Source organism: Dickeya sp. MK7 (genome assembly GCF_000406305.1).
In the GTDB taxonomy this organism is placed as follows: Bacteria; Pseudomonadota; Gammaproteobacteria; order Enterobacterales; family Enterobacteriaceae; genus Dickeya; species Dickeya fangzhongdai.
The window spans coordinates 651,263-664,679 of the sequence record NZ_CM001984.1 but is presented as its reverse complement, the minus strand read 5'-3'; the positions used below and the strand labels follow the sequence as shown (position 1 = coordinate 664,679).

12 protein-coding genes and 2 tRNA genes are annotated in these 13,417 nt (G+C 54.5%); all 14 read right to left on the bottom strand.

Features of this window, described 5'->3' with window-relative positions:
• Positions 1-8 precede the first annotated feature (8 nt).
• A complete protein-coding gene (yrbN, locus tag DXXMK7_RS23230) occupies positions 9-68 on the bottom strand; it encodes a protein YrbN (RefSeq protein WP_107760761.1) in 60 nt (19 codons plus the stop codon).
• A gap of 108 nt (positions 69-176) precedes the next feature.
• The gene (gene nlpI, locus DXXMK7_RS03115) at positions 177-1,061 is read right to left on the bottom strand and encodes a lipoprotein NlpI (protein WP_013316326.1); all 885 of its coding nucleotides are present in this window, start codon (positions 1,059-1,061) and stop codon (positions 177-179) included.
• 127 nt (positions 1,062-1,188) lie between these two features.
• Positions 1,189-3,309, bottom strand: a complete 2,121-nt coding sequence (pnp, locus tag DXXMK7_RS03110; RefSeq protein WP_038920790.1) for a polyribonucleotide nucleotidyltransferase — start codon at positions 3,307-3,309, stop codon at positions 1,189-1,191.
• 250 nt (positions 3,310-3,559) lie between these two features.
• Entirely contained in the window at positions 3,560-3,829 is a 270-nt protein-coding gene (rpsO, locus tag DXXMK7_RS03105) for a 30S ribosomal protein S15 (protein ID WP_012771120.1), read from the bottom strand.
• Positions 3,830-3,936: 107 nt separating this feature from the next.
• Positions 3,937-4,893: a tRNA pseudouridine(55) synthase TruB gene (truB, locus tag DXXMK7_RS03100; protein WP_038917811.1), complete on the bottom strand. Its 957-nt coding sequence runs from the start codon at positions 4,891-4,893 to the stop codon at positions 3,937-3,939.
• Positions 4,893-5,294: a 30S ribosome-binding factor RbfA gene (gene rbfA, locus DXXMK7_RS03095; protein WP_038662414.1), complete on the bottom strand. Its 402-nt coding sequence runs from the start codon at positions 5,292-5,294 to the stop codon at positions 4,893-4,895. Before rbfA ends, truB begins: the two co-directional genes overlap by 1 nt.
• A 74-nt stretch (positions 5,295-5,368) precedes the next feature.
• Positions 5,369-8,083, bottom strand: coding sequence for a translation initiation factor IF-2 (gene infB, locus DXXMK7_RS03090; protein WP_038917810.1), 2,715 nt, complete (start codon positions 8,081-8,083; stop codon positions 5,369-5,371).
• Positions 8,084-8,108: 25 nt separating this feature from the next.
• Positions 8,109-9,599: a transcription termination factor NusA gene (gene nusA / locus DXXMK7_RS03085; RefSeq protein WP_038917809.1), complete on the bottom strand. Its 1,491-nt coding sequence runs from the start codon at positions 9,597-9,599 to the stop codon at positions 8,109-8,111.
• Between the two features lie 21 nt (positions 9,600-9,620).
• Positions 9,621-10,073, bottom strand: coding sequence for a ribosome maturation factor RimP (rimP, locus tag DXXMK7_RS03080; RefSeq protein ID WP_013316320.1), 453 nt, complete (start codon positions 10,071-10,073; stop codon positions 9,621-9,623).
• Positions 10,074-10,291: 218 nt separating this feature from the next.
• A tRNA-Met gene (locus DXXMK7_RS03075) sits at positions 10,292-10,368 on the bottom strand.
• 59 nt (positions 10,369-10,427) lie between these two features.
• A tRNA-Leu gene (locus DXXMK7_RS03070) sits at positions 10,428-10,514 on the bottom strand.
• Between the two features lie 55 nt (positions 10,515-10,569).
• Positions 10,570-10,905 carry a preprotein translocase subunit SecG gene (secG, locus tag DXXMK7_RS03065; RefSeq protein WP_038662423.1) on the bottom strand — a complete coding sequence of 112 codons (336 nt, stop codon included), beginning with the start codon at positions 10,903-10,905 and terminating at the stop codon, positions 10,570-10,572.
• Between the two features lie 299 nt (positions 10,906-11,204).
• Positions 11,205-12,542, bottom strand: coding sequence for a phosphoglucosamine mutase (gene glmM, locus DXXMK7_RS03060; RefSeq protein WP_038662425.1), 1,338 nt, complete (start codon positions 12,540-12,542; stop codon positions 11,205-11,207).
• A gap of 8 nt (positions 12,543-12,550) precedes the next feature.
• On the bottom strand, positions 12,551-13,384 hold the full coding sequence (gene folP, locus DXXMK7_RS03055; protein ID WP_038917807.1) for a dihydropteroate synthase: 834 nt from the start codon (positions 13,382-13,384) through the stop codon (positions 12,551-12,553).
• Between the last annotated feature and the right edge of the window lie 33 nt (positions 13,385-13,417).

Here is a 13,417-nt window from a genome sequence, read left to right as displayed (position 1 = left end):
ACTTTGCCTCACTTCAAAATGGCGGCCAGTCTACATAACTTGTCGAGAAAATACTCAATCATTTTCATTGAAAAGTGTGAACCGGCTCAAATTGGATTAAAAAGCGAACAAAAAAGCCTCGCCCGTTAAGGCGATGAAGAAATCGTCATGATTTCAGGCTGAAAGGTGTTCGTCAGCTATTGCTGGTCCGATCCTGATAGGTCGTCTTGCTCTTGGCCTAACTGCGCCAATTCCAACAATGCATAGCGGTGCTCAACAAAGTTGTGAACATTGTTAGCAACCGTCAGCTTGAACAACGCCTCGGCGGTGTTCTTGTCCCCCAGACTTAGGTAGTGCTTACCTAAATAGAAGTCAGTTTCACTGAGATGCTCGGCGAGCGAAGTGTTATCCTTAGCTTCTTCCTGCACACGCTGCATCAACACTTTTTCGTTGATGTCGCCCAGGTAGAATTCGACAATCGTCCATCCCCACACACCTTTCTTTGCCCCTTCGTAGCGTTCTTTCAACGCTGATTTGGCCTTCTCGGGATTGATTTCTCTCTCCACCAGGTAAAGCCACAGGGAACGGAAAGGATCATTAGGATCGTCGCGATAAAACGCTAGCAGATCATCCTGCGCCAACAGGTAGCGACCGCCGTAGTACAAAGCGATGCCCCGATTCAAACGCGCATAATTGTAAGTTGGATCAAGCTCTAATACAGAATCAAACGCTTCATAGGCAGCATCAAAATTGCCTGCCTGCGTCAAGTAAATGCCGAGATAGTTAAATACTTCCGGCATATCGGGACGGATGGAAAGCGCTTGTGAAAAATCATTTCGCGCCAACGCCCGTAACCCGAGGCTATCATACAGCACTCCGCGCTCATATAACAGCTGTGCTCGTTCATCGGGAGTAATTGCCCGGCTCGCCAGGATCTGCTCCATGCGCGCCAGGATGACTTCCTGCTGCAGCGTTGGCTGCAACGGTACCGCCAGCAATGCATCTTTGCGCCAATCCGTGTTGCTGCATCCTGCCAGCATAATTGCTGTCGCAACATAACACCAGCGCAAGAAAGGCTTCATTTCCCACTCCCGAAGACAAACATTGGATGAACATCCTGTCCCCGACTGCTCAGCATAAGGATATCCGTTCCTTATAATACACGCAGCTCCTTCACATCGTAAGGAGCTGCCAATCGATTATCCGCTATTATTCTTCCTCGGAAACCGGAACAGTTTCCTGAGATTGAGCATTTGCTTCTTTTATGCTCAAACGGATACGACCCTGACGGTCCACTTCCAGTACCTTGACCGGTACTTCCTGGCCCATCTGCAGATAGTCGGTCACTTTCTCAACACGCTTGTCAGCGATCTGAGAAATATGTACCAGACCTTCTTTACCGCCGCCGATGGCGACAAATGCGCCAAAGTCAACGATACGGGTCACTTTGCCCTGATAGATACGGCCCACTTCGATTTCAGCCGTGATCTCTTCGATACGACGAATGGCATGTTTCGCTTTTTCGCCGTCGGTCGATGCGATTTTCACCGTGCCGTCATCTTCGATCTCGATGGTAGTACCGGTTTCTTCGGTCAACGCACGGATCACCGAACCACCTTTACCAATCACATCTTTGATCTTGTCGGTGCTGATCTTGATGGTGTGAATACGCGGTGCGAATTCGGAGATATCGCCACGCGGCGAGCTAATCGCCTGTTCCATCACGCCCAGAATGTGCAGACGCGCACCCTTGGCCTGATTCAGCGCCACCTGCATGATTTCGCGGGTGATACCTTCGATTTTGATGTCCATCTGCAGCGCGGTCACGCCTTCACTGCTACCAGCCACTTTGAAGTCCATGTCGCCCAGGTGGTCTTCGTCACCCAGAATGTCAGACAGAACCACGAAGTTGTCGCCTTCCTTCACCAGACCCATCGCGATACCGGCAACGGCAGCCTTGATCGGCACACCGGCATCCATCAGCGCCAGCGACGCGCCGCACACGGACGCCATAGAAGAAGAACCGTTGGACTCAGTGATTTCGGATACCACACGCACGGTGTACGGGAAGGCTTCCGGTTTCGGCATCACAGCCAACACACCGCGTTTAGCCAGACGACCGTGGCCGATTTCGCGGCGTTTCGGCGAACCGACCATACCGGTTTCGCCCACGGAGTACGGCGGGAAGTTGTAGTGCAGCAGGAAACGATCGGTACGTTCGCCGGTCAATTCGTCAATAATCTGCGCGTCGCGCTCGGTACCCAGCGTCGCGGTCACCAGCGCCTGAGTTTCACCACGGGTGAACAAAGCGGAACCGTGAGTACGCGGCAGTACGCCGGTACGAACGTCCAGACCACGTATCATGTCTTTTTCACGACCGTCGATACGCGGTTCGCCGCTCAGGACACGGCTACGCACCACATTCTTCTCGATGCTGCCGAGAATATCGCGCAGTTCATTCTCGTCCAGCGTGTCATCTTCCGCCAGCAACGCCGCAACCACGTCGGATTTGATGGTATCAACCTGAGCGTAACGCTCCTGTTTCTCGGTGATGCGATAGGCATCGCCCAGACGGGATTCAGACAGCGCCTGCACACGGTTGTGCAGTTCGACATTAACTTCCGGCGCCTGCCAGTTCCACTTCGGCTTGCCGGCTTCCGCCGTCAGTGACTTGATGTTTTCGATAACAATCTGCTGCTGATCGTGACCGAACACTACCGCGCCCAGCATCTGATCTTCGCTCAGCAGATCCGCTTCGGATTCAACCATCAGCACCGCGCCTTCAGTACCGGCAACCACCAGATCCAGACGGCTGGTTTTCAGTTCTTCGGTAGTCGGGTTCAGCACATACTGGTCGTTGATGTAACCAACGCGAGCCGCGCCAATCGGGCCGTTGAACGGAATGCCGGACAGACTCAGCGCAGCGGAAGCACCGATCATGGCGACGATATCCGGGTTAACCTGCGGATTAACGGAAACTACAGTGGCGATAACCTGCACTTCATTAACGAAACCATCCGGGAACAGCGGACGAATCGGACGGTCGATCAGACGGGAAATCAGAGTTTCGCCTTCGCTCGGACGGCCTTCGCGACGGAAGAAACCACCGGGGATGCGGCCAGCAGCGTAGGTACGCTCCTGATAGTTAACGGTCAGCGGGAAAAAGTCCTGACCCGGTTTGGCCTGTTTGGCACCTACCACGGTCACGAATACCGCGGTGTCATCCATGCTGACCATCACGGCGGCAGTGGCCTGACGAGCCATCATGCCGGTTTCCAGTGTCACGGTATGCTGACCGTACTGGAATTTACGAACGATCGGATTAAGCAAAATACTGTCCTTTACCAGAGGCGCGCGCCATATCCCTGATACGGCACACCAGTTAATACCCGACCCGCTCATTACATCCTCGCGACTAATGACAGTCCTCATCCGACGCCACAGATAAAGCCTCTCATTAGCCGCGCGAATCGCTGTAATAACGGATCATATTCACAACAGCAATACATTACTCTGTTTTGCTGGCACTTCCTAGAAGAAAGGGGCCCAAAGAGGCCCCTTTCTCCTGAAACTCGTCGAATTAGCGACGCAGACCCAGACGTTCAATCAGGGTGGTGTAGCGTGCCAGATCTTTACGCTTCAGGTAGTCCAGCAGCTTACGACGCTGAGAAACCATACGCAGCAGACCGCGGCGGCTGTGGTGATCTTTCTTGTGCTCGGCAAAGTGACCCTGCAGATGGTTAATCTGAGCAGTCAGCAGAGCAACCTGAACCTCGGTAGAACCGCTGTCATTCGTACCACGACCAAATTCCGCAACAATTTTCGCTTTCGCTTCAACGCTTAGAGACATGATTTACTCCAAAATATTATAGATAGAACAGGCGCCGATCTCTAATTCAGCCGCCCAGGATTTAAGCCGCGTCATTTTACTCTCAGCGCCATCTAATCGCAAGGCGCTCAGGCATCCGTCGGCACAGGGTTTTCTACTACCAGACGACGCGGCGCGACCCGACCTTCGTCATCGATTTCCCCCATACCGATAAACCGGCGCGCGTCACCCTCGGTAATGCGCACCATACCGTTAGCCGGCGTAGCGGCAGCACGCACCGCTTGCCCCAGCTTGAGATAACCCGCCACCACCGGCGACAGATTAACTTCCGGAAACGCCTGCACAGCGGTATCCATCGGCAACAGCAGCACATCCAGCAATTCGCCGATCGGCTGCTCCTGCGCTTCCGCCTGTTCACGCAACGCCTGCAACTGCTCCAGAGTCACCATCCGCTCGATCGGATAAGTCGCCACCTGCAACCGGCGCAGGTAAATCACATGGGCGCCACACCCCAGCTTCTCGCCCAGATCATCAATAATGGTGCGGATGTAAGTTCCCTTGGAACAATGGATTTCCAGTTCCAGCTCATCCCCTTCCCAGCGGATAAACTGCAACTCATACACCGTGATATCACGCGCTTCACGCGGCACGGTCAGCCCCTGACGCGCATATTCGTACAGCGGGCGACCCTGATATTTCAGCGCGGAATACATTGACGGCACCTGTTGGGTATCGCCGCGGAAACTGTCCAGCGCCTGCATCAGCAGGTCATGGGTAAAGGTTACCGGACGCTCCTGAATCACATTGCCGTCGGCATCCGAGGTATCCGTACGCTGCCCCAGACGAGCTATCACCCGGTAGCGTTTATCGGCATCCAGCAGGTACTGGGAAAACTTGGTCGCCTCACCCAGACATATCGGCAACATGCCGGTTGCCAGCGGGTCCAGCGCGCCGGTATGCCCGGCTTTATTGGCATTAAAGAGGCGTTTTACCTTCTGCAGCACATCGTTGGACGATGCTCCTTGCGGTTTATCCAGCAGCAAAACGCCGTGGATATCCCGGCCGCGGCGACGAGGACGCGACATTACCCCTCCTGCTCATCATCTGCGGCAGGGGTACGACGTTCCGCATCACGTCTGACCACGTTGGTCACCAGATTGGACATCCGCATCCCTTCCACCAGGGAATTGTCATAGGAGAAGGTCAGTTCCGGCACTACGCGCAGACGCATGGCCTTGCCCAACAACATACGGATAAAACCGGACGCATCCTGCAACGCCTTCACTCCGGCTTTGACCTGCTCCGGTTCGTTGTCATTCAGAAAGGTCACAAATACTTTGGCGTAAGCCAAATCGCGCGACACTTCCACGCCGGATACCGTCGCCATGCCCACACGCGGATCTTTCACTTCACGCTGAATGATAATGGCGAGTTCTTTTTGCATTTCCTGAGCCACACGCTGCGTGCGGCTGAATTCTTTTGCCATGATGAATCCTCAGAGAAAAATCGGGGGGCACTCGGCCCCCCAGCATGAAAACATCAGGTACGTTACTGCACGTATCAGTCGATGGTGCGTTTGATCTCAATGGTTTCAAACACTTCGATCACGTCGCCAGTGCGAACGTCATTGTAGTTCTTCACGCCGATACCACATTCCATACCGTTACGGACTTCGTTGACGTCGTCTTTGAAGCGGCGCAGGGATTCCAGCTCGCCTTCAAAGATAACCACGTTGTCACGCAGCACGCGGATTGGGTTGTGACGTTTCACCACCCCTTCGGTCACCATACAGCCGGCAATCGCGCCAAACTTCGGTGACTTGAACACATCGCGCACTTCCGCCAGGCCGATAATTTCCTGCTTGTATTCCGGCGCCAGCATACCGCTCATCGCCTGTTTCACTTCGTCGATCAGGTCATAGATGACGGAGTAGTAACGCAGATCCAGGCCTTCCGCCTCGACGATACGACGGGCAGAGGCATCCGCACGCACGTTAAAGCCAAGGATGATCGCGTTGGAGGCCGCGGCCAAGGTGGCATCGGTCTCGGTGATCCCACCCACGCCGGAACCCACAATCTTGACTTTGACTTCGTCGGTGGACAGTTTCTGCAACGAATCGGAAATCGCTTCCACAGACCCCTGAACATCGGCTTTCATCACAATGTTCAGCTCGGAAACTTCGCCCTCGGTCATGTTGGCGAACATGTTTTCCAGCTTGGACTTCTGCTGACGCGCCAGCTTCACTTCGCGGAACTTACCCTGACGGTAAAGCGCCACTTCACGAGCTTTCTTCTCGTCACGCACCACTGTCGCTTCGTCACCGGCCGCCGGTACACCGGACAGACCCAGAATTTCCACCGGAATGGACGGACCCGCTTCGGTGATTTCGCGACCCAGTTCGTCACGCATGGCACGCACGCGGCCATATTCGAAACCACACAGTACGATGTCGCCCTTGTTCAGCGTACCTTCACGTACCAACACGCTCGCAACCGGACCACGACCTTTGTCCAGGAAGGACTCGATCACCACGCCGCTGGCCATGCCGCTGCGAATAGCTTTCAGTTCCAGAACTTCGGCCTGCAGCAAAATGGCTTCCAGCAGTTCATCGATGCCTTCGCCGCTTTTGGCGGATACATGCACAAACTGCGATTCACCGCCCCACTCTTCCGGCATGATGCCGTACTGAGACAGTTCGTTTTTGACGCGATCCGGATCGGCTTCCGGTTTGTCGATTTTGTTGACGGCAACCACCACCGGTACCTTGGCGGCCTTGGCATGCTGAACAGCTTCGATGGTCTGAGGCATCACACCGTCATCAGCGGCCACAACCAGCACCACGATATCCGTAGCCTGCGCGCCACGCGCACGCATGGCGGTAAACGCGGCGTGCCCCGGCGTATCCAGGAAGGTAATCATGCCGTTGTCAGTTTCAACGTGATAGGCACCGATATGCTGGGTAATACCGCCAGCCTCGCCAGCCGCTACCTTGGTGGAGCGGATGTAGTCCAGCAACGAGGTCTTACCGTGGTCAACGTGACCCATGATGGTCACTACCGGCGCGCGCGATTCGGCGGAGGACAAACCGGTATCGCGGTCGCTCATTACCGCTTCTTCCAGCTCGTTTTCACGGCGCAGGATCACTTTATGACCCATTTCTTCCGCTACCAGCTGCGCGGTTTCCTGATCGATAACCTGGTTGATGGTGGCCATCGCGCCCAGTTTCATCATGGCCTTGATGACCTGAGAACCTTTGACGGCCATCTTGTTCGCCAGCTCGGCCACAGTAATGGTTTCGCCAATCACCACGTCGCGGTTGACCGCCTGCACAGGCTTATTGAAGCCCTGCTGCAGGGTACTCGGCTTACGCTTGCCTTTACCGCCGCGAGTCACCGCACGGGCTTCTTCGCGATCGGCCTTCGATTCAGACAGACGGCTGCCTTTTTTCTGTTTGGTAACCTTGCTGCCGCGACCGCGACCGCGACGATCGCCTTCCACCTGACGATCATTCTCATCTTCCGCTTCACGCGCGTGATGGGAGGTGGTTACGTGGTAATCCGCGTCTTCGGTTTCATCGCCTTCTTTTTCCCAACGTCCGGCATTTTCTTCTGCCATCTGGCGAGCCTCTTCTGCGATACGACGAGCTTCTTCCTCGACCTTACGACGAGCCGATTCTTCCGCCTTACGCTTGAGCTCAGCCGCTTCCGCTTCGCGACGCGCTTTCTCAGCCTGAGCTGGTTTAGTCATACTATCGTTTTGTTGGTTGCTCACTTTCTCTTTTTCCGCTACGTCACGCTTAGCTTTTTCAGCGGCCTCACGTTTGGCTTGCTCTTCAGCAACAGCGCGCTTTGCCTTCTCTTCTTCCTCACGTTTGGCCTTTTCTTCGGCCTCGCGTTTGGCTTGATCTTCGGCTGCGCGTTGCGCCTGTTCTTCCGCTTCACGCCGTGCCTGCTCTTCCTCAGCCGCAGCCTGCTGCTCGTCGTGAGGATCGCGTTTTACATAGGTGCGCTTCTTGCGGACTTCGATCTGCACCGATTTACTCTTACCACCGGTGCTGGGGATATTTAAAGTGCTACGTGTTTTACGCTGCAGTGTCAATTTTCCCGGCGCGCCGCCGCGGTCGCGGTTCAGGTGCGCCAGCAGTGTTTCTTTTTCATTCTGAGTCACAGAGTCCGATGCAGACTTGGTGATTCCCGCATCAGCAAACTGCTGTATCAGGCGGTCAACCGGCGTCTGGATCTCTGCGGCCAGTGATTTTAGGGTTACATCTGTCATGCTGTTCCTTTCCTGCTACAGTTCGTTATTCGTTACTGCCACCAAACCAACAGATATTACGTGCAGCCATAATCAGCTCGCCGGCTTGTGTTTCATCAAGCCCTTCAATATCTGCCAGGTCGTCGACGCCCTGCTCAGCAAGATCTTCCAGCGTGCAAACACCGCGCGCGGCCAGTTTAAACGCCAGCTCGCGGGACAGACCAGATAAATTGAGCAAATCTTCCGCTGGCTGACCACTGCCACGGTTTTCTTCATTCGCCAGAGCCAGCGTGGTCAGCGCCGCTTTTGCCCGTTCGCGCAGAGCTTCGATGGTTTCTTCATCCAGACCATCGATCTCCTGCAGCTCATGGATTGGCACATAAGCCAGTTCTTCCAGCGAAGAGAAGCCTTCTTCAACCAGCGCCGTCGCGAATTCTTCGTCAATATCCAGGTGCTTGGTGAAAATATCGATGGCGGCATGAGCCTCTGCCTGGTGTTTCGCCTGCAGATCTTCAATCGTCATCACGTTCAGTTCCCAACCGCTCAGTTGAGAAGCCAGACGAACGTTCTGACCGTTGCGACCGATAGCCTGCGCCAGATTGCCGGCTTCAACCGCGATGTCCATAGTGTGTTTGTCTTCATCAACTACAATGGACGCCACATCGGCCGGCGCCATGGCGTTAATGACAAACTGCGCCGGATTATCGTCCCACAGAACGATATCGATACGCTCGCCGCCCAGCTCGCTGGATACCGCCTGAACGCGCGCGCCGCGCATCCCCACACATGCACCGACCGGATCAATACGCTTGTCGTTGGTTTTGACCGCGATCTTGGCGCGGGAACCCGGATCACGGGCTGCAGCTTTGATCTCAATAACTTCTTCGCCGATTTCCGGCACTTCGATACGGAACAATTCAATCAGCATTTCAGGGCGGGAACGGCTCACAAACAGCTGCGCCCCACGCGCTTCCGGACGAACGGCATACAGGACGCCGCGAATACGGTCGCCCGGGCGGAAGTTCTCACGCGGCAGCATGTCTTCACGGCCGATCACAGCTTCAGCATTGCTGCCCAAATCCAGCGTGATGTTATCGCGGTTAACTTTTTTGACCACGCCGGTGACGATCTCGCCTTCCTGTTCACGGAACTGGTCAACCACCATGGCGCGCTCGGCTTCGCGCACTTTCTGCACGATAACCTGCTTGGCGGTCTGAGTGGTGATGCGGTCGAAAGTTACGGATTCGATCTGATCTTCGATGTAGCCACCCAGTTCCACGCTTGGCTCTTCAAATTGCGCCGCTTCCAGGGTGATTTCGCGTGTCGGCTGGGTGACTTCGTTCACGACCTGCCAACGACGGAAGGTATCGAAATCGCCGGTTTTGCGATCGATACAGACACGAACATCAATTTCCTGCTCGTATTTTTTCTTGGTCGCTGTCGCCAGTGCAGTCTCCAGCGCTTCAAAAATCTTTTCACGCGGCACGGCTTTTTCATTGGAAACCGCTTCAACAACAGCCAGAATCTCTTTATTCATCCTAGTTGCCTCATCCAAACTTTAAAAGTGGGGTACCAGGTTCGCCTTCTGGATATTGCTCAGCGCGAACACTTCATCTTTGCCTTCCACTGTTACGGTGATCATCTCGCCTTCAACGGATTTGATGATGCCCTGCCACTTACGGCGATTCTGCACCGCCATGCGCAGCACCAGGCTAACTTCTTCACCCGCGAAACGCTCGTAATGCGCAGCGGTAAAGAGCGGCCGTTCCAGGCCCGGCGACGACACTTCCAGGTTATAGGCAACGGATATGGGATCCTCAACATCCAGTACCGCACTGACCTGGTGGCTAACATCAGCACAATCATCAACAGTGATGCCATCTTCACTATCAATATAGATTCGCAGTGTCGACTGGCGTCCCCGAATGAACTCAATGCCTACCAGCTCATAGCCCAGGGCTTCAACAGGTGCCGAAATCATCTCTGTTAACTTTTGTTCTAATGTGGACAAGCCCACCCCCAAGACATAAAAAAAGGGCTTAATAGCCCAGTAATTCTGCTGTCAGATAACAAAAAACCCCGATATATCGGGGCTTTGTGCAACTGGACCCTATTTACCGCAAACTACTGCGGCATAACTACCATCAAGTATTCTTTCAGAATTCACCGTAGATAATGCGCTTGATGCAATACAGTTTATTTGAAAAAAAACTTTTCTGGGAAGTTAAGTGGTTGCGGGGGCCGGATTTGAACCGACGACCTTCGGGTTATGAGCCCGACGAGCTACCAAGCTGCTCCACCCCGCGTCCGAAAACGTGGCAAATACTACGCTGACAACCGCAAAAATGCAAGTTATCTATAGGATTGGTACCGAGGACGGGACTTGAACCCGTAAGCCCAATCGGGCACTACCACCTCAAGGTAGCGTGTCTACCAATTCCACCACCTCGGCATCACAATTGCTTTTTATCATCAGCGGCGTTTACCCGCCGATGAAACGCCCGCGATTATTTAGGAATATCGCTTGACGGTGCAGTCGGTGCTTTTGACTGCTCTGCTTTTTCGGGCGCAGCTGGCTGACTCAGGTTTTCCCACTCGCTGCCTTTCTTGCTGTGGTCGGAACTCATGTTCCCCAGAATCAGGCTGAGTACGAAAAACAGCGTGGCAAACAGCGCCGTCATTCGGGTCATAAAATTGCCGGATCCGCTCGAACCAAACAAGGTAGCGGAAGCCCCTGCTCCGAACGACGCTCCCATATCTGCACCTTTACCTTGTTGCAGCATGATAAGACCAACCAGGCCAATCGCCACAATCAGGAAAATTACCAGAAGAGCTTCGTACATAGTCGTACCTGTTATTTATCCCCACCACCTGGTGAGGCATCGCTAATTCTTGCGGCTTACCCGCGACTACCCGCCAGGAGAGGTAACTCCCCTATAAAGCGGGTCTGAATACTAACTAAAGCATCGGGCGTACGCAAGGGTAATTTGGCGCCAACCCACTGATTGAGGAAAAAACCAGCGGCCGAAAAAGAAAGACCGGAAAATACTGGCTAGCCGACTGATTACATAGGCATTCACGCTATCACGCCGTGTGACAGGCATTCGCAGCCTGCCACCACCGTCGGCGCATTATTCTGCCCTTAGCCGGCCGCTTTTACCGCATCGGCAATGCGATTTGCCATCTGCGTCACCGTCGCTTCGTCTTCCCCTTCCACCATGACCCGGATCAAGGGCTCTGTACCGGACTTACGCAGTAATACCCGGCCACGACCGGCCAATTGCTCTTCCACCGCTTGCGTGGCCTGCTTCACCAGCTCGCTTTCCAGCGGATCTCCTTCTCCGGAGAAGTGCACATTGACCAGTATTTGCGGAAAGAGCTTCATGCCGCTGCACAGGTCATGCAGGCTCATATGGTTGCGGACCATGGCAGTCAGTACCTGTAAGCCTGCGATAACGCCATCACCGGTAGTGGTTTTATCCAACAGGATAACGTGGCCGGAGTTTTCAGCGCCCAGACGCCAGCCTTTCGACTGCATCAACTCCAGCACGTAGCGGTCTCCCACCTTGGCACGAGCAAACGGGACGCCTAACTGTTTTAGCGCCAGCTCCAGTCCCATGTTGCTCATCAATGTACCGACCGCACCACCGCGCAATTGCCCCTGACGCAGCGCTTCGCGCGCGATGATGTACAGGATCTGATCGCCATCGACTTTGTTGCCCTGGTGATCAACCATAATCAGGCGATCGCCATCACCATCAAACGCCAGACCGACATCCGCTTTTTCAGACAGCACCCGCGCCTGCAATTGCGTGACGTCAGTAGCTCCGCACTGTTCATTGATGTTCATGCCATCGGGTTCACAACCAATGGCAATCACCCGTGCGCCTAACTCACGCAGCACGCTGGGCGCAATGTGGTAGGTAGCGCCATTGGCGCAATCCACCACGATTTTAAGTCCGCTGAGGCTCAGTTCACTGGGAAACGTGCCTTTACAAAATTCGATATAGCGCCCGGCAGCATCAACGATACGGTTCGCCTTGCCCAATTCGGCGGATTCGACGCAGGTCAATGGTTTTTCCATTTCTGCTTCGATCGCCTCCTCCACTTCGTCCGGCAACTTGGTGCCGTCAATCGAAAAGAACTTGATACCGTTGTCGTAGTAGGGGTTATGTGACGCCGAAATCACGATCCCGGCTTCAGCACGAAAGGTACGGGTCAGATAAGCCACCGCCGGGGTTGGCATAGGTCCGGTGAACGATGCGGACAAGCCAGCCGCCGCCAGCCCGGCCTCAAGCGCAGACTCCAGCATGTAGCCGGAAATACGGGTATCTTTGCCAATAATAATTTTTCTGGAACCATGACGCGCCAGAACTTTGCCGGCAGCCCATCCCAGCTTCAATACAAAATCAGGCGTAATCGGCAGATCGCCCACCTTGCCCCGAATACCGTCAGTGCCAAAATATTTGCGGCTACTCATAATTGTTGTTATTCCTTCGCTGATAGAGTTGCTTCGACTACACGTATTGCATCCACCGTCGCTTTCACATCATGGACACGGATAATATGGGCACCCTTCATCGCGGCAATAACCGCCGCTGCTACACTGCCATAAACCCGTTCAAGCGGCGGAACACCCAGCAATTGCCCAATCATGGTTTTTCTGGACATACCAACCAGCAACGGCAAACCGAAGCGATGTAATTCTTCCAGGTTCCCCAGCAACCGATAATTATGCTGCAGATTCTTGCCGAAGCCGAACCCAGGATCCAGCAATAACTGGTCGCGCGGAATACCGGCGGCGACACAACGGGCAATATGATGCTCAAAAAACGCCGAAACCTCACCTACCACATCGTCATAATGCGGCGTATGTTGCATGGTTCTCGGCAATCCCTGCATATGCATCAGGCACACAGGAAGACCTGTTGCCGCCGCCGCCTCCAGCGCACCCGGCTCTCTAAGCGCCCGAATATCGTTGATAAGGTGTGCGCCGGCCTGCGCACAGGCGGTAATCACTTCAGGCTTGGACGTATCCACCGAAATCCAGGTTTCAAAGCGTTGCGCCAGCGCTTCCACCACCGGCACAACCCGCTCCAATTCTTCATCGGTACTGACTTCGTCTGCGCCCGGTCGGGTAGACTCGCCCCCCACATCAATGAAAGTGGCGCCGGCAGAAATCATCTGCTCGGCATGGATCAAAGCCGTGTTCAGCGTGTTGTGTTTACCGCCGTCGGAGAAGGAATCCGGAGTGACATTCAAGATCCCCATAACCTGGGGACAGGAGAGATCCAGCGTCAATCCACGAGCGTTCAGTTTCATGTTTTGCTTCTCAAATTCGTCTAGCCAGCATGC